The sequence below is a fragment of the Pseudarthrobacter sp. KH_020_B genome, from assembly GCF_057840185.1.
In genome coordinates, this window is record NZ_CM174506.1 from 2,336,156 (window position 1) to 2,362,568 (window position 26,413).

A 26,413-nucleotide genomic window follows, 5' to 3' on the forward strand; every position below is an offset into this window, starting at 1 on the left:
AGCCGCGGCTTCTGGTGCTGGACGGCCACTCGATGGCGTTCCGCGCGTTCTTTGCCTTGCCGGCAGACAAGTTCTCCACCGCCAACGGACAGCACACCAACGCCATCCACGGCTTCACCTCCATGCTCATCAACCTGATCAAGGAACAGAAGCCCACCCACATTTGCGTGGCCTTCGATGTTTCGGATGAGACCACCCACCGAAAGGCCGAGTACAGCGAGTACAAGGGCGGCCGCAACGAGACTCCCCGCGAGATGAGCGGCCAGATCGACCTCATCGACAAGGTCATGCAGGCCTGGGGCATCAAGACCATCAAGCTGCCGGGTTATGAGGCTGACGACATCCTGGCGACCCTCGCTGCCATGGGGGAAAAGGCCGGCTTCGAGGTACTGCTCGTCTCGGGCGACCGTGACGCGTTCCAGTTGATTACGGACAACGTTTTTGTACTGTACCCGCGGAAGGGCGTCAGCGACATTCCCCGGATGGACGCGGCCGCCATCCAGGAAAAGTACTTCGTGACGCCCGCCCAGTATTCGGACCTTGCCGCGTTGGTGGGGGAGACGGCGGACAACCTTCCGGGCGTTCCGGGCGTCGGCCCGAAAACCGCGGCAAAGTGGATCAACCTTTACGGCGGTCTCGAGGGAGTCCTCGAGCACCTGGATGCGATCGGCGGCAAAGTCGGCGATGCCCTCCGGGAGAACGTCGAGGACGTCAAGCGCAACCGGCGCCTGAACAGGCTCCATACGGACCTCGAACTTCCGCTCACGCTGGACGATCTCGCCGAACCGCGGCCGGATGAGGCTGCCCTGGAGGCGCTGTTCGACGAGCTGGAATTCAAGACCATCCGTACCCGGCTCTTTGCCCTGTACGGCAGCGAGGAAGTGGAGTCTGCGGAGCGCGAAAGCATCAACACGCCGGACTTCGTGACTCCCGCCGACGCAGCCGGGCTGGGTGCCTTCCTGGCGGCCGGCGCCGGCAAGACGTCGGCAGTCGCCGTCGACCTGGTGCCCGGGCGCATCGGTGAAGACGCCGCCGCACTGGCCATTGTCCGTGACGACGCCGCCGTCTACATCGACCTCGCCGCGCAGGACGCCGCCGCCGAAAACGTCCTCGCGGACTGGCTGCGTGATGAAAACAGCCCGAAGGTCATGCATGGCTACAAGGCTGCGCTGAAGGCCCTGTCCAGCCGTGGCCTGGGCCTGGAAGGCGTGGTGGACGACACCTCCATTTCCGGATACCTCATCCAGCCGGACCGCCGCACCTATGAACTCGCGGAGCTGGCGCAGCATCACCTCAACGTCACTGTCTCGTCGGAGACCTCCAAGGCGGGCCAGCTGGAGCTGGCCTTCGACGGCGACGATGCGGCCGCTGCCCTGGTCCAGGTAGCGGCCGTGGTCCAGGCCCTAAGCCGGCAATTCGAATCAGAACTCACCGAACGCAAGGCAGGGGAACTGCTGACCACCCTTGAGCTGCCGGTCAGCCGCGTGCTTGCCGATATGGAAACCGCGGGCATCGCCATCGACCTGGAGCGCATGGACGACCAACTCGCGGATCTGTCCAAGGTGATCGACAACGCGCAGGAACTGGCCTTTGCCGCGATCGGCCACGAGGTCAATCTCGGATCGCCCAAACAGCTGCAGACCGTGCTCTTTGACGAACTCGAGCTGCCGAAAACTAAGAAGATCAAGTCCGGCTACACCACCGATGCCGCGTCGCTGAAGAACCTGCTGGAAAAGACCGGGCACGAATTCCTGGTCCAGCTGATGGCGCACCGGGAGTCCTCGAAACTGCGCCAGATGCTGGAGTCGCTCAAGAAGTCCGTGACCGAAGACGGCCGGATCCACACCACATACGCCCAAAATGTGGCAGCGACCGGCCGGATCTCCTCCAACAACCCCAACCTGCAGAACATCCCCATCCGCAGCGAGGAAGGCCGGCGCGTCCGCGGCATCTTTGTGGTCAGTGACGGCTACGAGTGCCTGCTGTCCGCGGACTACTCTCAGATTGAAATGCGGATCATGGCGCACCTTTCGGGCGACGCTGGCCTGATCCAGGCCTACAAGGACGGTGAGGACCTCCACCGGTTTGTGGGCTCGAACATCTTCCACGTGCCCACCGAAGAGGTCACCAGTGCCATGCGCTCCAAGGTCAAGGCCATGTCCTACGGCCTCGCCTATGGCCTGACCTCGTTCGGCCTGTCCAAGCAGCTGGAAATTTCCGTGGACGAGGCCCGCACCTTGATGAAGGACTACTTCGACCGGTTCGGCGCAGTCCGCGACTACCTCCGCGGTGTGGTGGACCAGGCCCGGGTGGACGGTTACACGGCCACCATCGAGGGGCGCCGCCGCTACCTGCCGGACCTCACCAGCACGGACCGGCAGCTGCGCGAAAACGCGGAACGCATCGCTCTGAACTCACCCATCCAGGGATCGGCCGCGGACATCATCAAACGCGCCATGCTGGGCGTGCACGCTGAACTGGCGGCCCAGGGCCTCAAGTCGCGCATGCTCCTTCAGGTCCATGACGAACTGGTGCTTGAAGTCGCCGCCGGCGAACGTGTTGCCGTGGAGAAGCTCGTCACCGAGCAGATGGGCTCTGCCGCGGACCTCAGCGTCCCGCTGGATGTCCAGATCGGCGTGGGCACCAGCTGGTACGACGCCGGCCACTAGGAAAAGCTCAAGACCATCCTCCGCCAACCCGTGCGGCGGCTCTGACCCATTTTCTGCCGGCGCGTTCCTGCCGGCGCGGGCGTGTTGCTGCTGGCCAGGCGCCGGATTCATTGGTTAGGCTCGGCGGTGTGGCTGAACTGAGTGATGACTATGAAATCCGGCGTTTCCCAGCGGCTTCCAAGGGCGAGGCGGGTTATCCCGATGCCGAATCATGGGTGAAGGCGGTGGCCTTTGGCTTCCACGAATCCACGCGGACGCCGGAGCATATTGCGAAGTCACTGGAGACCTACGCAGCTGACCGGCGGATCTTCACCGGCGCCTACCAGACGCGGGAAGTCGCGCCGGGGTCGCTCCCCGCAGACGTACCGGTGGCAACCTTCGGCACCCTGCGCAAAACGCTCAACATCGGCTTCGGCCGGCTGCTGGAAACCCAGCTGGTCACCGCGGTGACGGTCCGGACCTCGCACCGCCGGCGTGGCCTGCTGCGCCGGATGATGTCCGAGGACCTGGCCATGGCGAGGGGTGATGGCCTGGCCGTGGCAGCCCTGACGGCGTCGGAGGGATCCATCTACGGCCGCTTCGGCTACGGGGTGGCCAGCTTCGAACGCAACGTCAAGGTGGACACCACCGCCCGGTTCCGCCTCAACCACAACTCGGTTGGCACCGTGGACGTCGCGGACCCGCGCGTGCTGCTGGACCTGGCGCCGGAAGTCTTTGACCGCGTGCACCGCCTGACCCCGGGATCGATCGGCCGCCAGGACTGGTACCGCCAGCTGGCCTCAGGGTCCTTGGGCCGCGACGGCAAGGAAGATCCCGCCATCAAAGTGGCCCTGCACTACAGCCCCGACGGCGCCGTGGACGGCTATGTCTCCTACAAATTCCTTGGCTGGGACACCGAGCCCTACACCATGCACGTGGTGGACCTCGTGGCGGCTACTCATGAGGCCTACCTGGAGCTCTGGCAGTTCCTCGCCGCCATCGACCTCGTGGAGCGTGTCACGTGGGAGGAAGCACCGCTGGATGACCCGCTCACGTGGGCACTTGCCGATCCCCGCTGCATCGACTCCTCGGACAGCCGGGACATGCTCTGGCTCCGCATCCTGGACGTGGCCCAGGCACTTGAAGCGCGGCATTACCCGGTGGATGGAAGGCTTGTGCTTGAGGTGCAGGATCCGCTTGGCCTCACGGCTGGAACGTTTGCCGTGGAAGTCAGCGGCCGCGAGGCCGCCGTCGTGCGCCTGGAAGCTGCGCACGATCCGGACCTGACGCTGGATGTCTCGGCGCTGTCATCCATCTACCTCGGCGCCGTCAGCCCGGTGACGCTGGCGGCGGCGGGCCGGATCCGTGAACACACCCAGGGCGCGGCGCTCCGGGCGCGGGGGATGTTCGCGGTGGAACGCGCCACGCACTGCCTCACGCACTTCTGAGCCGCGGCATTGCAGGCTCGCTCGGCCAGGGCCGGTCATTGCCATGCGCTTTGACCCGTGTTGGCCGCTGCGACTAGAATGAGTGGGCGCGTACTACGTGCACGTTTCTAAAATCCACAAATCAGGATGACCCGGAAGATCCCAGCGATCGCCCGAAGACCTGCGCCTGCGTTCCATAACGCGGGCGCGGCGGTTTGCCTGACCGACTAACTATCCACAACGGAGCCCCTACTACATGACCATCACCTCCACCGAGAAGCCCGGTACCCCCGTAGTCGCCATTAACGACATCGGTACCGCTGAGGACTTCCTCGCCGCAGTCGACGCCACCATCAAGTACTTCAACGACGGAGACCTTGTCGAAGGTACCGTCGTCAAGGTCGACCGCGATGAAGTTCTGCTCGACATCGGTTACAAGACCGAAGGTGTCATCCCCTCCCGCGAGCTGTCCATCAAGCACGACGTTGATCCCGGAGACGTTGTCTCCGTTGGCGATCTCGTCGAAGCCCTGGTGCTCACCAAGGAAGACAAAGAAGGCCGCCTGATCCTCTCCAAGAAGCGGGCTCAGTACGAGCGCGCCTGGGGCGACATCGAGAAGGTCAAGGAAGAAGACGGTGTCGTCACCGGTACCGTCATCGAGGTTGTCAAGGGTGGTCTTATCCTCGACATCGGTCTGCGCGGCTTCCTGCCCGCATCCCTCGTCGAGATGCGCCGTGTGCGCGACCTCGCTCCGTACATCGGTCAGAAGATCGAAGCCAAAATCATCGAGCTGGACAAGAACCGCAACAACGTTGTGCTGTCCCGCCGTGCATGGCTCGAGCAGACCCAGTCCGAGGTCCGCTCCACGTTCCTCAACAAGCTGGAAAAGGGCCAGGTCCGTCCCGGCGTCGTTTCCTCCATCGTCAACTTCGGTGCATTCGTGGACCTGGGCGGCGTAGACGGCCTCGTTCACGTTTCCGAGCTGTCCTGGAAGCACATCGACCACCCGTCCGAGGTTGTCGAAGTCGGCCAGGAAGTCACCGTCGAGGTTCTCGAGGTCGACCTGGACCGCGAGCGTGTTTCCCTGTCGCTCAAGGCTACGCAGGAAGATCCGTGGCAGACCTTCGCCCGCACCCACGCCCTCGGGCAGGTTGTTCCGGGTAAGGTCACCAAGCTCGTTCCGTTCGGTGCGTTCGTACGCGTCGAAGACGGCATCGAAGGCCTCGTGCACATCTCCGAACTGGCCGTCCGCCACGTGGAGCTGGCTGAGCAGGTCGTCTCCGTTGGCGACGAGCTGTTCGTCAAGGTCATCGACATCGACCTCGAGCGCCGCCGTATCTCCCTCTCCCTCAAGCAGGCTAACGAGGGCGTTGACGCCGAAAGCACCGAATTCGATCCGGCTCTCTACGGCATGGCCGCTGAGTACGACGAAGAGGGCAACTACAAGTACCCGGAGGGCTTCGACCCGGAGTCCAACGAGTGGCTTGAAGGCTACGAGAACCAGCGCGCCGCCTGGGAGCAGCAGTACGCTGACGCCCAGACCCGCTGGGAAGCCCACAAGAAGCAGGTTGCCCAGCACGCTGCCGACGACGCTGCAGCTGCAACGTCCGGTGAGAGCGATTCCGGCACCACCAGCTACTCCTCGGAGCCTGCTGCTGAGTCCAGCGCCGGTGCAGGCACGCTTGCATCCGACGAGGCTCTTGCTGCTCTGCGCGAAAAGCTGACCGGCAACTAGTCGCCACCGGCCCGGGGCTTCCCGGGCCAACACAGCGGGCCCCTGCGAATGCAGGGGCCCGCTGTGTTTAACGGCCATCTGACCGGCACTTAACGCTCCCAAACGAGCGTTTCGGTGCGTCTACTGCGAGTTAGTTGAGAGTACGACGACGGCACTCAATGCGCCGTCGTCGTCGTGCGTCAGGACTGCACCCGCCGCGGTGAGGAGCCGCTGGGCGCCGCTGTTGCCTGCCGTCGTGTTGGCCACCACCTGGTGCAGCCCAGCGCGGCGGGCTTCGGCCAGTACCAGCCACAACGCGGCGCCACCGACACCGCGGCCGCGGTAGCTCCGGCCCAGCCAGATGCCGGTCTCGGCAGTGTCGGAACCCAGGGTGGCCGTTTCCGGGTCCGTCCGCTTGAGCCTGATCGAGCCCGCCGGGCTGCCGTCGCAGAGCACCGCCCAGCTCTTTTCCGAGGCCGGGCCGTCCAGTCCCGCGGCTGCAGCCCGGTGGTAAGTGCGGAACCAGTCGATGCGTTCCGCGTTCCAGCCCGTCCCGTCGCCAAGGGGCGGTGTGACTTCGTCCGCGGATGCGTCGAGCTGCGCCAGGTCCAGCAGCCGCTCCAGCATGGGTTCGTCGACATCCGACAGCCGGACGTCAGGGGAGCGGGACATCGATCCACTCCGTTCCAGAGATTGTGAGCCCGGTCCTCCCGGCGGTGAGCGACAACACGCGTTCGCCGGCGGCAGCGATATCCGCAGCATTGTCAGGCACGGCCAGTCGAAGGACCGTGTCCTGTGCTCCATATGTGGTTTCCGCCATCACAAACCCCGCTGCCCGAAGATCGTTCTCCAGCCGTCCGGCAGCGGCATGAGGCACGGATGCCGAACAGATCCGCAGCCGGCTCCGGCGGACCAGCGGGGCCCGTTCCAGGGCCGCGGACACCGACTCGGAATACGCACGCACCAGGCCGCCCGCACCCAGCAGGACGCCGCCGAAATATCGGACGACGACGGCGCTCACGTCGCTGAGGTCCGTCACCCCCGGTGCTGTTTCCCTCTTGACGATGGCCTCCAGCATGGGGATGCCGGCCGTGCCGGAGGGCTCGCCGTCGTCATTGGAGCGCTGGATCTCCCGGTCCGGCCCCAGGACGAACGCCGAGCAGTGGTGGCGGGCATCGTGGAACTCGCGGCGCAGGGCGGCCACGAGATCCCGTGCAGTGTCCTCGTTGTCGGCGCGGCGCAGCACCGTGATGAACCGGGAGCGTTTGATCTCGAGCTCGTGCCGGAACTCCGGCCCCAACGCGAGCGTGGTGTAGGCGGTGGCCCGGCTCTCTTGCTCTTGCACCGCCCAAGTCTAGCGGGGCATGGGCCCACGCCGCCGGGGTTCCCTGGCCGAGCGGAGCGAGGCGAGGGGGGCGGTGGGGACTAGTAGGGTGGTGGGGTGCTGAAGATCGGATTGACGGGCGGCATCGCCTCAGGGAAGTCAGTGGTTGCCTCACGGCTCGCCGAGCTCGGCGCCGTGGTGGTGGACGCAGACGCGCTGGCCCGGGACGTGGTTGAGCCGGGAAAGCCGGGGCTCGCCCGGGTGGTGGAAGCCTTTGGACCGGACATGCTCGACGCCGGCGGCCAGCTGGATCGGGCCAGGCTGGGTTCCGTGGTGTTCGGCAATCCCTCGCAGCTGGCCGTCCTCAACGGTATTGTCCACCCGCTGGTCCGGGACGCCGCGGCCGGCATCATGGCAACAGCCCCGGCCGGCGCCATTGTGGTCCAGGACATTCCGCTGCTGGTGGAAACCGGCCAGGGCAGCGGCTTCCATCTGGTCCTTGTGGTGGACGCAGACGACGACGTCAGGATCGCCCGGATGCTCGAACACCGCGGCATGACGGCCGAGGACGCCCGGTCACGCATGGCTGCCCAGGCTTCCCGCGAGGAGCGGCTGGCCGCTGCCGACGTCGTGCTGGACAACTCCGGATCGCTTGCGGATGTGACGGCGCAGGTGGACCGGCTGTGGACGGAGCGGCTGGTCCCGTACGCGAAAAATATCGGCCGCGGTGTCAGGGCGGCCAGGACCGGCACCGCAGTCTTGTCTGCGCCGAAGGAAGATTGGGCGCCCCACGCTGCACGGCTCGGATCCCGGATCACCGCCGCGGCACCGGATGACATCCTGGCCGTTGACCATATTGGCTCCACCGCCGTGCCTGGCCTGGCAGCCAAGGACGTCATTGACCTCCAGGTCACGGTGTCGGACCTCAACGCCGCGGACCGGATCGCGCCGCTGCTGGCGGCAGTTGGCTTCCCCTCCGTCCCGGGGGTGGGTTTCGACACTCCGAAACCGACGGATCCGGACCCGTCGCAGTGGCAGAAACGCTTCCACGCCAACGCGGATCCTGGCCGCCCCGTGAACGTGCACGTCCGTCCAGCCGGATCGTCCGGCTGGCGTTATGCGCTGCTCTTCCGCGACTGGCTCAGGAACGACCCGGAAGCCGCCGCCTTGTATGAGGATCATAAACGCGCCTTGACCGAACAGTTTGCCGGCACCAAGGGTACCCACGCCTACGCGGAGGCGAAGGAGCCGTGGTTCACGGACGTCGCCTGGCCGCGTATGGACGGCTGGGCCACGCGCACAGGCTGGCAGCCGCCGTCGTACATCCCCTGAACTCCCTGCCCCTGTGGCGGGTTGTTCGCCGGTAACTGATCGGCTGCCACTGTCGGTCCCCGGTTGTAGATTAGAAGCATGAGCCTTGCCCAGGAGATCAACCGCGTCGTCGCTCCGTTTGAAGTCATCAGCGAGTTCCAGCCGGCAGGGGACCAGCCCGCGGCCATCACCGAGCTGACGGAGCGGATCAGGAACGGCGAAAAGGACGTTGTCCTGCTGGGTGCCACCGGTACCGGTAAGAGCGCCACCACGGCCTGGCTCATCGAACAGATCCAGCGGCCCACCCTGGTGATGGTGCAGAACAAGACACTCGCCGCCCAGCTCGCCAACGAATTCCGCGAGCTCCTGCCCAACAACGCGGTGGAGTACTTCGTCTCTTACTACGACTACTACCAGCCTGAGGCCTATGTAGCGCAGACGGACACCTTCATCGAAAAGGACTCCTCCATCAACGAGGAAGTCGAACGGCTCCGCCACTCCGCCACCAACGCCCTGCTGACCCGCCGCGACGTCATCGTCGTCGCCACGGTGTCCTGCATCTACGGCCTGGGCACGCCGGAAGAGTACATTGCCGGCATGGTGACGCTCCGCAAGGGGGCGCAGATGAACCGTGACGACCTGCTCCGGAAATTCGTCGCCATGCAGTACGCGCGCAACGACATGGACTTCCACCGCGGCACGTTCCGGGTCCGCGGCGACACCGTGGAAATCATCCCGATGTACGAGGAACTGGCTATCCGGATCGAATTCTTCGGAGACGAGATTGAGAACATCCACACTCTCCATCCGCTGACCGGCGAGATGATCCGGGACGAAGAGGAAATGTACGTCTTCCCAGCCTCGCACTATGTGGCCGGTCCCGAGCGGATGGCCCGGGCCATCAAGCGGATCGAGGATGAACTCGCCGAGCGGCTGCAGGTCCTGGAAAGCCAGAACAAGCTGGTAGAAGCCCAGCGCCTCCGGATGCGCACCACCTACGACCTTGAAATGATGCAGCAGATGGGTTTCTGCAACGGCATCGAAAACTACTCGTCGCACATTGACGGCCGCGCCCGCGGGACCGCTCCGCACTGCCTCATCGACTACTTCCCGGACGACTTCCTGCTGGTGATCGACGAATCCCACGTCACCGTGCCGCAGATCGGTGCCATGTACGAGGGCGACATGTCCCGGAAGCGGAACCTCGTGGACTTCGGCTTCCGCCTGCCGTCGGCCATGGACAACCGACCGCTCAAATGGGACGAATTCCTCGAACGCGTGGGCCAGACGGTCTACCTGTCGGCCACCCCCGGCAAGTACGAGCTCGGCAAGGCTGACGGCTTTGTGCAGCAGATCATCCGGCCCACGGGCCTGATCGACCCCGAGGTGGTGGTCAAGCCCACCAAGGGCCAGATCGATGACCTCCTCGGCGAGATCAAGACCCGCACTGCAAAGAACGAACGCATCCTGGTCACCACACTCACCAAGCGGATGGCGGAGGACCTCACGGACTACCTGCTGGGCCACGGCATCAAGGTCGAATACCTGCACTCGGACGTGGACACGCTCCGCCGCGTTGAGTTGCTTCGGGAACTCCGGATGGGCAGCTTCGACGTCCTGGTGGGCATCAACCTGCTCAGGGAAGGCCTCGACCTGCCCGAGGTCTCGCTGGTGAGCATCCTGGACGCTGACAAGGAAGGCTTCCTGCGCTCAGCGACTTCGCTGATCCAGACCATCGGCCGCGCGGCCCGCAACGTGTCCGGCCAGGTCCACATGTATGCGGACCGCATCACGGACTCCATGGCGCACGCCATTGATGAGACGAACCGGCGCCGCGCCATCCAGGTGGCCTACAACACGGAAAAGGGCATTGATCCGCAGCCGCTACGGAAGAAGATCGCCGACATCACCGACCAGCTGGCGAAGGAAGACGCCGATACCCAGGAGCTGCTCAGCAACAACCGGCTGGCCAAGGGCGCCAAGCGGGGCAAGTCTGCGGCCAAGGGCGCGGCGCAGGTTCGCAAGGACGGCCTCGCCGCGGCACCGGCGGAAGACCTCGTGGGCCTCATCGAGCAGCTGACCGAACAGATGCACGGCGCCGCCGCCGAGCTGCAGTTCGAGGTAGCGGCGAGGATCCGGGACGAGGTCAGTGACCTTAAGAAGGAACTTCGCCAGATGCAGGCGGCCGGCCACGCCTAGGCCACGCCCTGGCGGCGAGGGGACGTAGCAGTCGGGACATGTTCCCGAGTGCAGACGCGCCTGCTGTACAGTTAACGTCACGTAGGGGAGTATCCCGAGCGCTACGATCGTCAACACGCCAGGCACAGTCGCCTGGCCGGGCGTAGCGGGCCGCCATTTCAGCACCAAGTGCACAGGCTGGCCGGAGAGACTTACACCATTTCTCTGCACCCTGCGAAAGGCTAACCTGTGCCCGAATTACCCGTGTGGTTCGAGGTCGGCTCACTTGTCGTCCTTGGCCTGATCCTTCTCATTGACCTTCTGCTGGTCGTCCGGCGTCCCCATGAACCTTCCATGAAGGAAGCCGGCCTGTGGGTTGCGTTCTACGTCTCCCTCGCCCTGCTGTTCGCCGGGGCCATGTTCTTCTTTACCGGTGCCGAGTTCGGCGGCCAGTTCGTGGCCGGCTGGGTCACTGAATACAGCCTCAGCATCGACAACCTGTTTGTCTTCATCATCATCATGGCCCGCTTCTCCGTGCCCCGTAAGTACCAGCAGGAAGTCCTGATGGTGGGCATCATCATCGCCCTGATCCTGCGCGGCATCTTCATCCTCCTCGGCGCCATCGTGATCGAGCAGTTCAGCTGGGTGTTCTACATCTTTGGCGCCTTCCTGCTCTGGACCGCCTGGAAGCAGGCCCAGGACGAAGGTGAGGACGAAGAGGACAAGGAAAACCCGCTCATCGCCCGGATCCGCAAGGTCATCCCCATGTCGGAGAAGTTCGACGGCGGCAAGCTGCGCACCACGGTGGACGGCAAGAAGATCTTCACCCCGATGCTGATTGTGTTCATCACCATCGGCCTCACCGACCTCCTCTTCGCAGTGGACTCGATTCCCGCGATCTTCGGCCTGACGCAGAGCCCGTTCATCGTCTTCACCGCCAACCTGTTCGCCCTGATGGGCCTGCGCCAGCTGTACTTCCTGCTGGGTGGCCTGATGAACCGCCTGATCTACCTGAAGCACGCGCTGTCCTTCATCCTGGCGTTCATCGGCGTGAAGCTGGTGCTCCATGCCATGCACGTGAATGAACTGCCCTTCATCAACGGCGGTAACCACATTGAATGGGCACCGGAGATTCCGACATTCGTCTCCCTGGCCGTCATCGTGGGCACCATCATCGTTGCCGTGATTGCCAGCCTCCTGAGCTCCAAGGCAAAGACGGCTCATCTGGATCCGCGCCTCGAGGAAGACGCCAAGAAGAGCAGGAGCCTCAGCGACGCCGAGCAGGCACCCTAGTCAATGCACGTTCCAGCAATCCCGGTCGCCGTGCGGCCGGGATTGCTGGCTTTAATTACCCTCTGTAGCACCGGTCAGCCGAGGACTATGCTCGGACCATGGCCCGCACCCTGATCACGGAAATGGGAGTGCACCAGGTGCAACGGCGCACCGTGGTGCTGCTGAGCGCGGCCCAGGTTTTCGGTGGTATCGGCACCGGAGCCACGGTTTCCATTGGGTCCATCCTGGCTGTGGAACTTTCAGGTTCCAGCGCCTGGGCAGGTGCCGTGGCCACGGTTATGACATTGGGTGCCGCCCTGGCAGCCCTGCCCTTGGCTTCGCTGGCGGATCGTCGGGGCCGCCGGTCGGGCCAGGTCACGGGGCTTTCCGCCGCGCTGGCAGGCACCGTGCTGATAGTGCTTTCGGTCGTGTCCGGCTTGTTTGTCCTGCTGGTGCTGGGGGCGGTGGGCATCGGGGTGGGTACCGCAGCCAGCCTGCAGGCACGCTTTGCCGCCGTCGACCTTGCGGACGCTGAACACCGCGGCAGGGCGCTTTCCGCAGTCGTGTGGGCCGTGACGGTCGGCGCCGTGGCGGGACCCAACCTCATCCAACCTGGCACCGTTGTGGGCCTGGCACTTGGTCTGCCGCCCGTCGCCGGACCGTTCGTGATCTCCGCGGCCGGACTCCTGCTGGCAATCGTGCTGCTCTTTGCCGGCCTCCGGCCCGACCCGCTCCTGCTCGCCCGGGAAATCGCCGCCCAGGAACCCGCCGCGCTGCAACCCCTCGTCCAGCCGGCTGGCGGAAAGCTGCAGGGCACGCCGCCAAGCACGGCCAATCAGCAAGGCACCACCGCGCGCAACGCAGGCGGGGGATCACTCGTCCGCGGACTGCGGGCAATCCGCCAGTCCAGGGCGTCCTGGCTGGCGCTTGCCGCAGTCGTCGGAGCGCACGCCGTGATGGTCGGCGTGATGTCCATGACCCCGCTGCATTTGCAGGAACTCGTGGCCGGTCCGGGTGCCGCCCATGCTGGCCACGCCGCCTCCGGCGATGTCCTGGTGATCATCGGCTTTACCATCTCCCTGCACATCGCCGGCATGTTCGCGTTGTCGCCGGTCATGGGCTGGCTGACGGACAAGGCAGGCAGGACTGAGACCATCATGATCGGCTTCGCCACGCTGATCGCCGCCGTCGCCGTCGCAGGGTTTGGCCAGACGTCCACCGTGGCGGTGGCCGTGGGACTTGTCCTGCTGGGCATGGGCTGGTCTGCGGCCACCATTTCCGGCTCCACGCTGCTGGCGGAGAGCGTTAACCAGGAGTCCCGTGTGGTGGTCCAGGGCGTGTCAGACATGCTGATGGGCGCCGCCGGTGCGGTCGGCGGGGCCACCTCCGGCCTTATCCTCAGCTGGGCCGGCTACCTGGGACTGAACGTGGCGGGCGGCCTGGTGGGAGCTGCTGTGCTGACCGCCGCCGTCGTGGTCCTTGTGACGGCGCGTCGCCGCAACCCCGCCGCCGGCACAGCCAACGGCTCAGCAGGCGGATGAGCTGCCGGCTGAGCCCGGAACCGAGCGCACCATGCCCAGCAGCCGCCCGAAAATGGCCTCGCCGTCGTCGGCTATGCCGTCGTGGTGGAAGTCGGCGGTCTCCCAGACCTGGAGTCCGCGAACTGCAGCCGCCGTTTCCAGGGACAGATTGCGGTCCACGTATATATCGTCCCGGTAAACCGCGGCGGCGACCGGCACGCCGTTCGCGGCCAGTTGCGTGTGGTCATACAGCGGCTTCCAGTCAGCCTTAATGGCCAGCAATTGGGCCACCTGCCGCAGCGGCGCCAATGCGGCATCCTGCTCGAAGTACCACGGGTACACCATCTCGCCGGTCAGCAGCAGCGGTTCCGCCGCCGGGCGGAATGCCGGATTTTCCTGCAGCACACGCCAGGCGGCCCAGTCGGTGGCCTGTCCCTGCCCGTAGATGGACTCATGCAGCAAGGCATAGAGCGGGTTCGCCAGGCGGGACACGATGCCCTGGACCTGCTCCAGGAAGGCATCGGAGAGCCTGTTCCTGTGTGGCGTCACGGTAAAGGCGTCCTCCAGCAGGTAGTGCAGGCCATCCACCCGCGTGTTTCCGCCCAGGAACGAGCCAACCATCTGGAACCGTTCCACCGTGAGCCGGCCGCCGTCGGGAAGGAACTCCTCGGTCTCCCGGAGGTGCGAGGCGATCGCGTTCACTGTCCGGCGGTCCTCCGGATACCAGCTGAAGTACTCAGTGTTGCGGGCCGCAACCCGCGCGAACGTGGCGCGGTAGACGTCGTCGGCGTGGCCGGCCAGCGGCGCCAGCCCGCCAGTGATGAGGGCTTCCTTGAGCCCTTCCGGGGCAAAGGACAGGTACGTCAGCGCGCAGAATCCGCCGTAGCTTTGCCCGTAGATGCTCCAAGGGCCGGAGCCGAGCGCCGCCCGGATAAGCTCCGCGTCGGCCACGATGGAATCCGCACGGAAATGCTCCAGGTACGCAGCCTGTGCCTCGGCCGTTCCACGCGCCGGCAGCGTGTTCCGGTCAATGGGCGTCGAAAGCCCGGTGCCGCGCTGGTCCAGCACCAGGATCCGGAAGTCCCGGGCCGCCGCCTTGCTCCAGCCGTTCAGCGAAGCCAGCCGGTTGCCGCGGCCGCCCGGCCCGCCCTGCAGGAACAGCAGCCAGGGAAGCTCTTCGGCTTCAGCCGGGGTGTGGGCCGAGGAGACGTACTCACGGGCGAAAACGGTGATGGTCTCGCCCGCGGTGTCACCGCTCTCCGGCGCGAAGTGGTCCAAGGGAACGGTGAAGTAGTGCTCGGCGGTGCGCATGCCCCGGAATTCGTGCCGCGCCTTCACAAAATGCGGGACAGGGGTCCGCGTTTGCGTCGTGTGAGGCGAAGCGTCCCGCTCAGCCACGGATGGACACTGCCGTTGTGGTGCCAAAGCTCTGCAGCGCGTCGCCCGTCAGTCGGAACGTGGACCAGCCATCCAGGGGGCGGGCGCCGAGGCTGCGGTAAAAGTTGATGGACGGTTCGTTCCAGTCCAGGACGCTCCACTCAACCCGGGCGTAGCCGTTCTCGACGGCGGTGGCGGCCAGGTGCTGCAGGAGCGCCTTGCCGTGGCCCTCGCCGCGGGCCTGCGGGCTGACGTAGAGGTCTTCCAGGTAGATGCCGTGGACGCCCTCCCACGTGGAGTAGTTCAGGAACCAGAGCGCGAACCCCTGGACCTCGCCCGCGCTGTTCTCAGCCATCGTGGCAAATACACGGGGATTCTCGCCGAACAGGACCTCCGCCAGCATTTCCGGGGTGTTGCGGACCGCGTCCGGTTCCTTCTCATAGATGGCCAGGTCGTGGATCATCTGCAGGATGGCGGGGACGTCTTGCCGCGTGGCGGGGCGGATTACACTCATGGTCCGAGTTTACTAGCGGCGCCGCGGTCCCTCCTGCCAGGATCCGAGCTGCCAGGATCAGTCCTGCCAGCGAAGCGGCGAGGTCCCGTAGCGGACGGGTCCCTTGCTGTACTCCAGCGGCACGCCGTCCGCCAGGATGGGCGGCCCAACGTATCGCAGGCGGCCGTAAGGGCTGTCCATCACCAGGAAGTCCGGTTCAGGCAGGGAACCACCCTGGCTGGCCGCCGCGGGGAGCTGGAACAATTCTTCAGCGGTGCGGGCCAAGGAAAGCCGGGCCGCTCCGCCACGTCCGCTTCGGAGCCGTTCGGCCAGCAAGGCTATTGCTGCCGCCGCCAGGCCATATCCGGTGGCATGATCCAGCACCTGCACGGGCAGCGCCCCAGGCTTCCACCCGTCATCAGTCGTGCGGCCATACCGTTCGGCAATGCCGCAAGCGGCCTGCACCAGGCTGTCGAAACCGCGCCGCCCGTTCCAAGGGCCGCCGCTGCCCCAGGCGCTGAGGGTGACAATGACGAGGCCGGGCCGGGCCTGCCGACGGCGGGAGCCATAGGCTGGGCCTTCAAGGCATCCAAAACCCGAAGGCTGCCGGTCAGGTCGGGGACGGAGTCCATGGGGTCAGACCCTAGAGCCGGTTGACGTCGGTGACCCGGACCACTGCCGTTCCGGACTCGTCGGAGGCCGCCAGGTCCACGTCCGCGGAGATGCCCCAGTCATGGTTGCGCGCCGGATCGTCGAAAATCTGCCGGACCTTCCAAAGCCCTGGCTCTTCTGTGATCATGAGCAGCCCGGGGCCGCGGGCATCCGGGCCGGTGCCGATGTCGTTGTGTTCGTCGAAGTAGTCGTCCAGGACGTTTTCCCAGCGTTCGGCATCCCAGCCCGCGCCGCCGTCGAGCTCGCCCAGCGCTGCCGCGTCCTCGTCCGCGAACAGTTCCACACGGCGGAACATCTCGTTGCGGACCATCACGCGGAAGGCACGGATGTTGGACGTCAGCGACGGCGGCGGGGGAGGGGGAGCGTCGTGCGGGGTGGGCATCGCGCCGGACGTCAGCTCCTCCCATTCGTCCAGGAGGCTGGAGTCCACCTGCCGCACCAGTTCGCCCAGCCAGGCGATGAGGTCCTCAAGGTCCTCCCGGAGCATGTCCTGCGGCACCGTTTGGCGCAACGCCTTGAAGCAGTCGGCGAGGTAGCGCAGCACAATGCCCTCGGAACGGGCCAGCCCATAGAACTGGACGAACTCGCCGAAGTTCATGGCACGCTCGTACATGTCGCGGACCACGGACTTGGGCGCCAGTTCAAAGTCGCCCACCCATGGCGCGGCCTTGCGGTAGACCTCGAAGGCTTCGCCCAGGAGTTCCGCGAGCGGTTGCGGGTAGGTGACTTCCTCCAGCATGGCCATGCGCTGGTCGTACTCGATGCCGTCAGCCTTCATCGCGGCAATGGCTTCGCCGCGGGCCTTTTTCTGCTGGGCGGAGAGGATCTGGCGGGGTTTTTCGAGGGTCGCCTCGATCACGGACACCACGTCCAGGGCGTACGACGGCGACTCCGGGTCAAGGAGCTCAAGCGCCGCCAGCGCAAACGGCGAGAGCGGCTGGTTCAGGGCAAAATTGGCCTGCAGATGGACGGTGAGCCGGACGGTCCTGCCGTCATGGCCCTGCTCTTCTGCCGGGATCCGCTCCACCACCTCAGCGGCGAGCAGTTCGCGGTAGATTCCCAGGGCCTTTTTCATCAGCCGCAGCTGTGAGGATCGGGTCTCGTGGTTTTCGGTCAGCAGCCGGCGTGTCGCCGTGAAGGGGTCGCCGGGCCGTTCCATCAGGTTCATCAGCACCGAATGCGTCACGCTGAAACTGGACGTCAGGGGATCCGGCACAGACTCCACGAGGCGCTTGAAGGTGGGTTCACCCCAGGAGACGAAGCCCTCCGGCGGCCTCTTCTTGACCACCTGGCGCAGCTTCTTCTGGTCATCACCAAATTTGGCGGTGGCCTTGGCCATGGCCTTCACGTTTTCGATTACGTGCTCCGGAGCCTGGACCACCACGGTCCCCGCGGTGTCATAACCGGCGCGGCCGGCCCTCCCGGCAATTTGGTGGAACTCCCGGGAGTTAAGCGGGCGGGTGCGGACGCCGTCGTACTTGCTCAGCGCGGTGAGCAAGACGGTGCGGATGGGCACATTGATCCCCACGCCCAGCGTGTCCGTACCGCAGATCACCTTAAGCAGGCCCGCCTGGGCAAGCTGTTCCACCAGCCGCCGGTACTTCGGCAGCATGCCTGCGTGATGGACGCCGATACCGTGCCGGACCAGCCGGTTGAGCGTCTTGCCAAAGCCGGCAGCGAAACGGAAATTCGCGATCAGCTCCGCGATCTTGTCCTTCTCCTCGCGGGTGCACACGTTGATGCTCATCAGCGTCTGGGCGCGGTCAATGGCCTCGATCTGGCTGAAGTGCACCACGTAGACAGGCACCTGGCGCGTGGAGAGGAGTTCCTCAAGCGTTTCGTGGACCGGCGTCTGGTGGTAGTAGTAGTGCAGCGGAATGGGGCGTTCGGCTGAACTGACGGTGGTGGTGGGCCGGCCCGTGAGCTCGGTGATGCCGGCCTCAAAACGGCTGACATCGCCCAGGGTGGCGGACATCAGGAGGAACTGGGCCTGGGGCAGCTCCAGCAGCGGGACCTGCCAGGCCCAACCGCGCTGGGGGTCGGAGTAGAAATGGAATTCGTCCATGATGACCGCACCGAGTTCGGCGGCGGCCCCTTCGCGGAGGGCGATGTTCGCGAGGATTTCTGCCGTGCAGCAGATGATCGGCGCGTTCTGGTTGACGCCGGAGTCACCGGTGATCATGCCGACGTTTTCTGCACCGAAGATGTCGCACAGGGCAAAGAACTTCTCCGAGACCAGTGCCTTGATGGGGGCGGTGTAGTAACTGCGCTGGCCGCGCGCCATGGCCTGGAAATGCGCCGCGATGGCCACCAGTGACTTGCCGGAGCCCGTAGGGGTGGCGAGGATGACGTTGGCACCCGTGGCGAGCTCCATGATGGCCTCGTCCTGGGCAGCGTACAGTTCCAGGCCCCGGCTTTCGGTCCACTCAAGGAATTGGGTGTACAGGGCGTCCGGGTCGATGCCTGCGCCGGAGGGGTCTGAGGCGGACAGGACAGGCAGCTGGTCAACGAGTTTCATTGATTTCCAGCTTAGTGCCCAGCCGGTGCAGGATATCCGGGCGGGCCCGGGTTAGGCTCGCGGTACTGCCAGGCGGCACCAGGCGATGGAGGTAACTGTGAAGTGGGACCCTGTAAAGTACGTCCAGTTCGGCGATTACCGCGACCGGCCCTTTTTCGACCTGACGGGGCGGATCCAGGCCGACCGGCCACAGCATGTTGTGGACCTGGGATGTGGTCCGGGGAACCTCACGGCCACCCTCGCCCGGCGATGGCCGGAAGCGAACGTGGTCGGGCTCGATTCGTCCAGGGAAATGCTGGACAAGGCGGCCGCGCAGGCCGCCGGGCATGCGGGCCTCAGCTTCGGGCTGGCTGATATCGCAGCCTGGATACCCCCGGCTGAAACCGACGTGGTGGTCACCAATGCCGCGCTTCAGTGGGTGCCGGGGCATCAGGAGATGCTGGCGGGCTGGCTGGCGGCGCTCAAGCCCGGCGCTTGGTTCGCCATGCAGGTGCCGGGGAACTTCAATGCCCCGTCCCATGCCCTGATGCGGGAACTTGCAGGCTCGGCACGCTGGTCTCCCCAACTCGACGGCGTACTTCGCGGTGGAGAATCGGTGGGGGAGCCCGCAGACTACCTCAGCATCATGCTGGACGCGGGCTGCACGGCAGACGCCTGGGAAACCACGTACCAGCAGGTCCTCGCCGGGACGGATCCGGTGCTGAACTGGGTGCGCGGCACGGCGCTACGCCCGGTCGTGGCCGCCTTGTCGCCCGAGGACGGGCACGCCTTTGAAGCCGAGTATGCTGCGGCCCTGCGGGCCGCATACCCAGGAACGGCCCATGGCACGGTGCTTCCCTTCCGGCGGATCTTTGCCGTAGCGCAGAAGCATCCAAGCGCCTAAACTCCATTCGTTTGAGGTTCTCTACATGGCCGGCAATGGGGCTATGACCAAAAGGGATGTGATGCTCGTTACAATGACGAAAGCGGCTTCTGGGGATGGCAAATGGCGGGACCCTCATCGGCCTCCGAAAACCCGTCCTGGAGGTGCGATGCTTTTCGGCTTAATGACCCGGCTTCTGGCTGGCCACAAGGGCGCCGTGGCCTCGATCATTGCGCTCCAGCTTGTCCAGACCGCAGGCAACCTGCTGCTCCCCACCATTAACGCTGCCATCATCGACGACGGCATCGTGGCCGGGAACACGCCGGAAATCTTCCGCCTGGGCACCGTCATGGCCCTCATAGCTGCGGTCCAGGCGGCGGCGGCCATCGCCGCTGGCTACCTCGGCGCAGTGGTGGCCATGAAGATCGGGCACCAGCTGCGCGGCGAGGTCTTCACCAGGATCCAGTCGCTTTCTTCCCAGGAAGTGGCAGCCTTCGGCACACAAAGCCTCGTCACCAGGGCCACCAACGACACCCAGCAGATCCAGTCGTTCGCCGTCCTGGTCTTCACCATGCTGGTGGCGGCGCCGGTGATGGCGGCCGGAGGCGTCTTACTGGCGTGGCAACAGGACATCGTGCTTTCAAGCGTCGTGATCGTCATCATGCCCATACTCCTGCTGATCATGTATCTCATCGTCCGGCGCCTGGTGCCCCTGTACCGTCAAGGGCAGGAGCTCCTGGACCGAACGGGGGAGCTCCTTCGTGAGCAGATCATCGGCGCGAACGTGATCCGTGCCTTCGTCAGGCAGGGACACGAAACACGCCGGTTCGCGAAGACCAACAGCAGCCTCACCGGAAACAACCTTCAGTCGTCGCTGCTCGTGGCCGGCATGCTGCCGCTGATCATGATTGTAGTCAACCTGTCATCGGTGGCTGTGGTGTGGTTCGGTGGCCACCGGGTTTACGACGGCGGGATGAAGATCGGCGCCCTCACCGCCTTTATCGCCTACATCTTGCAGATTCTCCTGGCAATCATGATGGCCATGTACGTGTTCATGACGGCTCCGCGAGCCGCAGCCTGCGCAGAACGGCTGGGGGCCTTGCTCGAGGCAGAGCCGTCGGTCCAGGACCACAGTGCCCCCCAGGAGACCCGCCACGGGAGTCCCCTGGAGGGCGGCAGCGTCGCCTTCAGGAACGTCAGCTTCTCCTACCCCGGCGCCGAAAATCCAGTACTGGAAGACATCAGCTTCACGGCCCGGCCCGGAACCACTGTTGCGATCGTCGGATCTACAGGGAGCGGCAAATCGACACTCCTGAGCCTGGTGCCCCGGTTCCTGGACGCTACAGCCGGAACCATCAGCATCGGCGGCCGGAACATCTCTTCGATGCCCCTGGACGTCCTTCGCCGGACCATGGCGGTAGTGCCGCAGACGTCGCACCTTTTCTCCGGCACCGTAGCCGACAACCTGCGGGTCGGAGCCCCGGAGGCAACCGACGGCCAGCTGTGGGAGGCCTTGGAGACAGCCCGGGCCGCAAGCTTCATCCGTGCGCTGCCGCTGGGGATGGATACGGAAGTCGGGCAAGGCGGAACGAATCTCTCCGGCGGCCAGCGGCAGCGCCTCTGCATAGCGCGGGCCCTCCTGCGGCGAGTCCCCGTCTATCTCTTTGACGACAGCTTTTCCGCGCTGGACTTCGCCACCGAGGCCCGGGTCCGGGATGCCCTGGAGGTTGCCCTTGAGCGTGCGGTGGTCATCGTCGTGGCGGAACGGATCTCCACCGTTGCCGGAGCCGGACAGATCCTGGTGCTCGACGACGGCCGGCTGGTTGCCCAGGGGACGCACCAGCAGCTGCTGGAGACGTCTGCCACCTACCGGGAAATCGCAGAGTCCCAACTCGCGCTGGACGACGCGCCATGACCGCCTCGCCCGGCGCCGGGTCGCCCGAAGAATTCTGGCCCACAGCGCGCCGGGTCCTCGCCCTGCTGCGCCCGTCCAGGGGGCGGATGCTGGGTGCGGTTGCGGCCACCTGCGCGTTTGTTGTCCTCAATGTCGCGGCGCCGCACTACCTCGGTGATGCCACCGATGTAGTGGTGGATGGGGTCTACAGCGGAGTGCTGGACGGGCAGCGGCTCGGAATCCTGCTGGCCGCCGTTGCCGCGATGTACGTCGGTGCTTCCCTGTTCAACTGGATCCAGGGAGTGCTGACGGCCAGCGCAGTACATGGCCTGATGTACAACCTCCGGGCATCGGTTCAAGAAAAGCTGCACCGGCTTCCTTCCACGCACTTCCAGAAGCAGTCCAGGGGTGATGTCCTGAGCCGCGTCACGAACGACATCGACAATATTTCGCAAGCGCTCAGCCAGGTCCTCACGCAGCTGATCATGTCTGTCCTGATGTTGTGCGGTGCCCTGGCCATGATGCTGTGGATCTCGCCGATCCTGGCACTGATAGCCCTCGTTTCGGTGCCGTTGTCCACCCTTATCACTGTTATGGTGGCCCGGAAATCCCAAGCCCATTTCGCCCGCCAGTGGACCGAAACGGGTGAATTGAACGCCCATGTGGAGGAGTTTGTCACCGGGCACGAGGTCATTAAGGCCTTCGGGTACCAGGACCAGGCAGCGGCAGTCTTCAAGGCAAGCAACGACCGCCTTGCCCGGGCATCCGCACGGGCCCAGTATTCATCGGGCATTGTCCAACCGCTGATGGTCCTTATCGCCAATGTCAATTACATCGTGGTGGCGGTGGTGGGGGCGCTCCAGGTCACCACGGGGGCCATGACCATCGGCGGGATCCAGGCGTTCATCCAGTTCAGCCGGCTCTTCACCCAGCCCGTGGGCCAGATCGGCGGCATGCTCAACGTCATCCAGTCCTGCGTGGCTTCGGCGCGCCGCGTGTTCGACCTGCTCGACGCCGCGGAAATACCTGCTGAGCCTGAAAGTAACGGTCACAAAGCCGGCCAGGACGGGCGGATTGTATTCAGCGATGTCACCTTCGGCTATGCCCGGGCTGACCCCGCGGTCCGTGGACTGTCGTTCACGGTGGAACAGGGCCGGACTGTGGCGATTGTCGGGCACACGGGCGCCGGCAAGACCACCGTTGTCAACCTCCTTATGCGGTTCTATGAAGTCGACGCCGGCAGGATCACCATCGGCGGGATGGACATCGCTGACATTCCGCGGGACGTCCTGCGCGAGGGATTCGGGGTGGTGCTCCAGGATGCGTGGCTGTTTTCGGGCACCATCCGGGAGAACATCGAATACGGCCGGCCAGGAGCCACGGATGCGGAGATCACTGCGGCAGCAGAGGCGAGCCATGTGGACCACCTCATCAGGTCGCTGCCCGCCGGCTACGAGACGATGCTGGGCAACGGGGGAGAACCGCTGAGCCAGGGCCAGCGCCAGCTGATCTCCATCGCCCGGGCTCAGTTGGCGGACCGGACTGTGCTGGTCCTGGATGAGGCCACCAGTTCAGTGGATTCCCGGACCGAGGCCCTGATCCGCCAGGCCATGCAGAGGTTGCGCCGTGGAAAAACAAGCTTTGTGATCGCCCACCGTTTGTCCACGGTCCGGGACGCTGATCTAATTCTGGTCATGGACCACGGACGCATTGCAGAGCAGGGAACCCATCGAAGCCTCCTTGCAGCCAACGGCCGCTATGCGCGGCTCTACAACGCACAGTTCGCCGGCCGCGCGGGCCGCGCCGGCACGTTGGAGGCCGGACGATGACAACGGGCGGTCCGTTCCCCGGAACCTGGAAGCCCAACCAGTCCAGCACCGTGGCACTGTTTGAACAGCTGCGCCTGCACGTGATCCGCCTCGCGGACAGCGGTGCCCTTCCGCCGGGAACCAAGCTCCCGGCCGTGCGGACCCTGGCGGGGCTGCTCGACGTCGCGCCCCACACTGTGGCCAGGGCGTACAAGGAGCTGGAGGCAGCCGGTGTGGTGGCTACGAAGGGCAGGAACGGCACCGTGGTGTGCGCGCGTGATGAACGCGGGGATGCGCTCTCCCTTGCCGCCAACTCCTATGCATCAGTGGCCAAGGCCCAGGGTGCCACCTTCGCGGAAGCAGTCCAGCTGCTGGCAGCGGCCTACGATGCCGACTAGGCGGACCCCACATGGATATTCGAAGACGTTTTCGATTAGCATTAGTGGGTGCGTAAAGCCGTAGCTGAAGAAACAGCAGTCCAATCCGTCCCTGTCGCCGTTCCCCCGGCCCCAGCCACGCCTGCCCGGCCAGACCTCTCCCGCCTTGTGGTCAAGGGTGCGCGCGAGCATAACCTGCGCAATGTGGACCTGGATCTGCCCCGCGATGCCATGATCGTTTTCACCGGGCTGTCCGGTTCCGGGAAGTCATCGCTGGCATTCGACACCATCTTCGCCGAGGGCCAGCGGCGCTACGTCGAGTCCCTGTCGGCCTATGCCCGCCAGTTCCTCGGCCAGGTGGACAAGCCGGACGTCGATTTCATCGAGGGGCTCTCGCCGGCGGTATCGATTGACCAGAAGTCCACCAGCAAGAACCCCCGGTCCACGGTGGGCACCATCACCGAAATTTATGACTACATGCGTTTGCTGTGGGCACGTGTGGGACGGCCGCATTGCCCGGTTTGCGGCGAGGTTGTGGCCAGGCAGACTCCGCAGCAGATCGTGGACCAGCTGCTTGAGCTTGCGGAAGGCACACGCTTCCAGGTCCTGGCGCCGGTGGTGCGCGGGCGCAAGGGAGAGTTCGTGGACCTCTTCAAGGAGCTGACCGCAAAGGGCTATTCGCGTGCCCGGGTGGACGGCGAGCTGATCCAGTTGAGCGAGCCGCCCAAACTCGGCAAGCAGTTCAAGCACACTATTGAGGTGGTGGTGGACCGCCTAGTGGTCAAGGAAGGCATCAGCCAGCGCCTCACGGATTCCGTTGAAACGGCGCTTGGACTGGCCGAAGGCCGGGTACTGGCCGAGTTCGTCGACGTGGACGCAGATGCGCCGGGACGGTTGCGGGCGTTTTCGGAGAACCTCGCCTGCCCTAACGAACATCCCCTGGCCATCGATGAAATCGAGCCGCGCTCCTTCTCCTTCAATAATCCCTTCGGCGCCTGTTCCGCGTGCAGCGGCATCGGTACACGGCTCGAGGTGGACGAAGAACTGATCATTCCGAATCCTGAGCTGTCGTTGTCCGAGGGTGCCATCGCGCCGTGGTCACTGGGCACCGCAACCACCGAGTACTGGAACCGCCTGCTCGAAGGGCTGGCCAACGAGCTTGGCTTCTCCATGGACACACCTTGGGAGAAGCTGGGCAACGACGTCCGCCAGACCGTCCTGCACGGCAAGGACCACAAGGTGGTTGTCCAGTACAAGAACCGCTTCGGACGGGAACGCAAATACAGCACCGGCTTCGAAGGAGCCATCCAGTACGTCCACCGCAAGCACGGTGAGACGGACTCCGAGTGGGCCCGCGACCGCTACGAAGAGTACATGCGGCAGATCGCTTGCCCCGCGTGCAATGGCGCCCGGCTCAACCCCGCCTCGCTGTCCGTCCTGATCAACGGCAAGTCCATCGCCGAAGTCGCGGCCATGCCCATGCGCGTGTGCGCGGACTTCCTGAACACCCTGGTCCTCACCGGCCGCGAGGCCCAGATCGCCCACCAGGTGCTCAAGGAAATCCAGGCCCGGCTGACCTTCCTGCTCGACGTCGGCCTGGAATACCTGAATCTCGAGCGCCCCTCCGCCACGTTGTCCGGAGGCGAAGCGCAGCGGATCCGGCTCGCCACCCAGATCGGTTCCGGCCTCGTGGGCGTCCTTTACGTCCTGGACGAGCCCTCCATCGGCCTCCACCAGCGCGACAACCGCCGGCTCATTGAAACCCTGACCCGGCTCCGGGACATGGGGAACACGCTCATCGTTGTGGAGCACGATGAGGACACTATCCAGGTCGCGGACTGGATCGTGGACATCGGGCCGGGCGCAGGCGAGCACGGCGGTCAGGTGGTGCACTCTGGTTCGTACCAGGAGCTCCTGGCCAACACCAACTCGCTGACCGGCGATTATCTGTCCGGCCGCAGGAAGATCGAAATCCCCAAGAAGCGGCGCAAATACGACAAAAAGCGTGAGCTGAAGATCGTCGGGGCGCGGGAAAACAACCTGGTCAACGTTGATGCGGTCTTCCCCCTGGGCCTGTTCACAGCCGTGACCGGCGTCAGCGGTTCGGGCAAGTCCACCTTGGTCAATGAGATCCTCTACAAGGTGCTGGCCAACAAGCTCAACGGCGCCAAGCAGGTGGCCGGACGCCACAAGAGCATCATGGGCCTGGAGCACCTGGACAAGGTGGTGCACGTGGACCAGAGCCCCATCGGGCGCACCCCTCGGTCCAATCCGGCCACGTACACCGGTGTTTTTGACAACATCCGCAAGCTCTTCGCCGAAACCACCGAGGCCAAGGTCCGCGGCTACCTGCCAGGGCGGTTCTCCTTCAACGTCAAGGGCGGGCGCTGCGAAGCCTGCGCAGGTGACGGCACGCTGAAGATCGAAATGAACTTCCTGCCGGACGTCTACGTTCCCTGCGAGGTGTGCCACGGGGCACGGTACAACCGCGAGACCCTCGAAGTGCACTACAAGGGCAAGACCATCGCGGACGTGCTCAACATGCCCATCGAAGAAGGTGCGGAGTTCTTCGCGGCCTTCTCGCCGATCGCCCGGCACCTGAACACCCTCGTGGACGTGGGCCTCGGCTACGTCCGGCTGGGACAGCCGGCAACCACGCTGTCCGGCGGTGAGGCCCAGCGTGTCAAGCTTGCCGCGGAACTGCAGAAGCGCTCCAACGGACGCAGTGTGTATGTTCTCGACGAGCCCACTACGGGCCTGCACTTCGAGGACATCCGCAAGCTCCTGATGGTCCTTCAGAGTCTGGTGGACAAGGGCAACACAGTGATCACCATCGAACACAACCTGGACGTCATCAAGAGCGCCGACTGGATCGTGGATCTTGGCCCGGACGGCGGTTCGGGCGGCGGCCAGATCGTTGCCACGGGCACGCCCGAGCAGGTCGCGAAATCCACCAACGGCCACACGGCATCCTTCCTCGCGGAAATACTGGGCTAAGGGGTTGGCCTCCGCTGACGT

Annotated in this window: 18 protein-coding genes; 12 read left to right on the plus strand and 6 right to left on the minus strand. The window is 65.1% G+C overall.

Features of this window, described 5'->3' with window-relative positions:
• The first annotated feature begins 32 nt into the window (after nucleotides 1–32).
• The 3 genes from polA to rpsA all read left to right on the plus strand — a co-directional run bounded on the left by polA (nucleotide 33) and on the right by rpsA (nucleotide 5,810).
• Entirely contained in the window at nucleotides 33–2,669 is a 2,637-nt protein-coding gene (gene polA / locus AC3IT0_RS10715; RefSeq protein WP_489323770.1) for a DNA polymerase I, read from the plus strand.
• Between the two features lie 137 nt (nucleotides 2,670–2,806).
• Nucleotides 2,807–4,096: a GNAT family N-acetyltransferase gene (locus tag AC3IT0_RS10720; protein WP_489323771.1), complete on the plus strand. Its 1,290-nt coding sequence runs from the start codon at nucleotides 2,807–2,809 to the stop codon at nucleotides 4,094–4,096.
• A gap of 235 nt (nucleotides 4,097–4,331) precedes the next feature.
• The gene (gene rpsA / locus AC3IT0_RS10725; protein WP_489323662.1) at nucleotides 4,332–5,810 is read left to right on the plus strand and encodes a 30S ribosomal protein S1; all 1,479 of its coding nucleotides are present in this window, start codon (nucleotides 4,332–4,334) and stop codon (nucleotides 5,808–5,810) included.
• A 120-nt stretch (nucleotides 5,811–5,930) separates the two neighbouring features.
• Here the strand turns inward: rpsA and AC3IT0_RS10730 are convergent, their stop codons facing one another.
• Together AC3IT0_RS10730 and AC3IT0_RS10735 are read right to left on the minus strand one after the other, a co-directional pair.
• Nucleotides 5,931–6,461: a GNAT family N-acetyltransferase gene (locus AC3IT0_RS10730; protein WP_489323663.1), complete on the minus strand. Its 531-nt coding sequence runs from the start codon at nucleotides 6,459–6,461 to the stop codon at nucleotides 5,931–5,933.
• The gene (locus tag AC3IT0_RS10735) at nucleotides 6,445–7,134 is read right to left on the minus strand and encodes an IMPACT family protein (protein ID WP_489323664.1); all 690 of its coding nucleotides are present in this window, start codon (nucleotides 7,132–7,134) and stop codon (nucleotides 6,445–6,447) included. Before AC3IT0_RS10735 ends, AC3IT0_RS10730 begins: the two co-directional genes overlap by 17 nt.
• Before the next feature lie 96 nt (nucleotides 7,135–7,230).
• Between AC3IT0_RS10735 and coaE the strand changes: the two genes are divergently transcribed.
• The 4 genes from coaE to AC3IT0_RS10755 all read left to right on the plus strand — a co-directional run bounded on the left by coaE (nucleotide 7,231) and on the right by AC3IT0_RS10755 (nucleotide 13,415).
• The gene (gene coaE, locus AC3IT0_RS10740; RefSeq protein ID WP_489323665.1) at nucleotides 7,231–8,445 is read left to right on the plus strand and encodes a dephospho-CoA kinase; all 1,215 of its coding nucleotides are present in this window, start codon (nucleotides 7,231–7,233) and stop codon (nucleotides 8,443–8,445) included.
• A gap of 78 nt (nucleotides 8,446–8,523) precedes the next feature.
• On the plus strand, nucleotides 8,524–10,623 hold the full coding sequence (gene uvrB / locus AC3IT0_RS10745; protein ID WP_489323666.1) for an excinuclease ABC subunit UvrB: 2,100 nt from the start codon (nucleotides 8,524–8,526) through the stop codon (nucleotides 10,621–10,623).
• A 228-nt stretch (nucleotides 10,624–10,851) separates the two neighbouring features.
• Nucleotides 10,852–11,895, plus strand: coding sequence for a TerC family protein (locus AC3IT0_RS10750; RefSeq protein ID WP_489323667.1), 1,044 nt, complete (start codon nucleotides 10,852–10,854; stop codon nucleotides 11,893–11,895).
• A 98-nt stretch (nucleotides 11,896–11,993) separates the two neighbouring features.
• The gene (locus AC3IT0_RS10755) at nucleotides 11,994–13,415 is read left to right on the plus strand and encodes an MFS transporter (RefSeq protein WP_489323668.1); all 1,422 of its coding nucleotides are present in this window, start codon (nucleotides 11,994–11,996) and stop codon (nucleotides 13,413–13,415) included.
• Here the strand turns inward: AC3IT0_RS10755 and AC3IT0_RS10760 are convergent.
• From AC3IT0_RS10760 to AC3IT0_RS10775, 4 genes are all read right to left on the minus strand, one after another.
• The gene (locus tag AC3IT0_RS10760; protein WP_489323669.1) at nucleotides 13,401–14,705 is read right to left on the minus strand and encodes an alpha/beta fold hydrolase; all 1,305 of its coding nucleotides are present in this window, start codon (nucleotides 14,703–14,705) and stop codon (nucleotides 13,401–13,403) included. The two genes, AC3IT0_RS10755 and AC3IT0_RS10760, sit on opposite strands and share 15 nt — an antisense overlap.
• Before the next feature lie 79 nt (nucleotides 14,706–14,784).
• Nucleotides 14,785–15,285: a GNAT family N-acetyltransferase gene (locus AC3IT0_RS10765; protein ID WP_489323670.1), complete on the minus strand. Its 501-nt coding sequence runs from the start codon at nucleotides 15,283–15,285 to the stop codon at nucleotides 14,785–14,787.
• 57 nt (nucleotides 15,286–15,342) lie between these two features.
• Nucleotides 15,343–15,795 carry a CoA transferase gene (locus tag AC3IT0_RS10770; RefSeq protein ID WP_489323772.1) on the minus strand — a complete coding sequence of 151 codons (453 nt, stop codon included), beginning with the start codon at nucleotides 15,793–15,795 and terminating at the stop codon, nucleotides 15,343–15,345.
• A gap of 112 nt (nucleotides 15,796–15,907) precedes the next feature.
• Nucleotides 15,908–18,454, minus strand: coding sequence for a DEAD/DEAH box helicase (locus tag AC3IT0_RS10775; protein ID WP_489323671.1), 2,547 nt, complete (start codon nucleotides 18,452–18,454; stop codon nucleotides 15,908–15,910).
• 97 nt (nucleotides 18,455–18,551) lie between these two features.
• Here AC3IT0_RS10775 and AC3IT0_RS10780 point away from each other — a divergent pair, with 97 nt between their 5' ends.
• The 5 genes from AC3IT0_RS10780 to uvrA all read left to right on the plus strand — a co-directional run bounded on the left by AC3IT0_RS10780 (nucleotide 18,552) and on the right by uvrA (nucleotide 26,392).
• On the plus strand, nucleotides 18,552–19,337 hold the full coding sequence (locus AC3IT0_RS10780) for a trans-aconitate 2-methyltransferase (RefSeq protein ID WP_489323672.1): 786 nt from the start codon (nucleotides 18,552–18,554) through the stop codon (nucleotides 19,335–19,337).
• Nucleotides 19,338–19,485: 148 nt separating this feature from the next.
• Nucleotides 19,486–21,231, plus strand: coding sequence for an ABC transporter ATP-binding protein (locus AC3IT0_RS10785; protein ID WP_489323673.1), 1,746 nt, complete (start codon nucleotides 19,486–19,488; stop codon nucleotides 21,229–21,231).
• Entirely contained in the window at nucleotides 21,228–23,039 is a 1,812-nt protein-coding gene (locus AC3IT0_RS10790) for an ABC transporter ATP-binding protein (RefSeq protein WP_489323674.1), read from the plus strand. Before AC3IT0_RS10785 ends, AC3IT0_RS10790 begins: the two co-directional genes overlap by 4 nt.
• Nucleotides 23,036–23,416 (plus strand): GntR family transcriptional regulator, encoded by a 381-nt coding sequence (locus AC3IT0_RS10795; protein ID WP_489323675.1) that lies wholly within the window; start codon nucleotides 23,036–23,038, stop codon nucleotides 23,414–23,416. The genes AC3IT0_RS10790 and AC3IT0_RS10795 overlap by 4 nt, the downstream gene beginning before the upstream one ends.
• A 48-nt stretch (nucleotides 23,417–23,464) precedes the next feature.
• Nucleotides 23,465–26,392, plus strand: coding sequence for an excinuclease ABC subunit UvrA (gene uvrA, locus AC3IT0_RS10800; RefSeq protein WP_489323676.1), 2,928 nt, complete (start codon nucleotides 23,465–23,467; stop codon nucleotides 26,390–26,392).
• The last annotated feature ends 21 nt before the right edge of the window (nucleotides 26,393–26,413 follow it).

What these genes read in the sequence shown, in the direction of transcription:
- polA (WP_489323770.1), top strand. Translation starts at nt 33, where the DNA reads ATGGCGTTCCGCGCGTTCTTTGCCTTGCCGGCAGACAAGTTCTCCACC.
- rpsA (WP_489323662.1), top strand. Translation starts at nt 4,332, where the DNA reads ATGACCATCACCTCCACCGAGAAGCCCGGTACCCCCGTAGTCGCCATT.
- AC3IT0_RS10730 (WP_489323663.1), bottom strand. Translation starts at nt 6,461, where the DNA reads ATGTCCCGCTCCCCTGACGTCCGGCTGTCGGATGTCGACGAACCCATG.
- uvrB (WP_489323666.1), top strand. Translation starts at nt 8,524, where the DNA reads ATGAGCCTTGCCCAGGAGATCAACCGCGTCGTCGCTCCGTTTGAAGTC.
- AC3IT0_RS10755 (WP_489323668.1), top strand. Translation starts at nt 11,994, where the DNA reads ATGGCCCGCACCCTGATCACGGAAATGGGAGTGCACCAGGTGCAACGG.
- AC3IT0_RS10760 (WP_489323669.1), bottom strand. Translation starts at nt 14,705, where the DNA reads ATGCGCACCGCCGAGCACTACTTCACCGTTCCCTTGGACCACTTCGCG.
- AC3IT0_RS10765 (WP_489323670.1), bottom strand. Translation starts at nt 15,285, where the DNA reads ATGAGTGTAATCCGCCCCGCCACGCGGCAAGACGTCCCCGCCATCCTG.
- AC3IT0_RS10775 (WP_489323671.1), bottom strand. Translation starts at nt 18,454, where the DNA reads ATGAAACTCGTTGACCAGCTGCCTGTCCTGTCCGCCTCAGACCCCTCC.
- AC3IT0_RS10785 (WP_489323673.1), top strand. Translation starts at nt 19,486, where the DNA reads ATGCTTTTCGGCTTAATGACCCGGCTTCTGGCTGGCCACAAGGGCGCC.
- AC3IT0_RS10790 (WP_489323674.1), top strand. Translation starts at nt 21,228, where the DNA reads ATGACCGCCTCGCCCGGCGCCGGGTCGCCCGAAGAATTCTGGCCCACA.
- AC3IT0_RS10795 (WP_489323675.1), top strand. Translation starts at nt 23,036, where the DNA reads ATGACAACGGGCGGTCCGTTCCCCGGAACCTGGAAGCCCAACCAGTCC.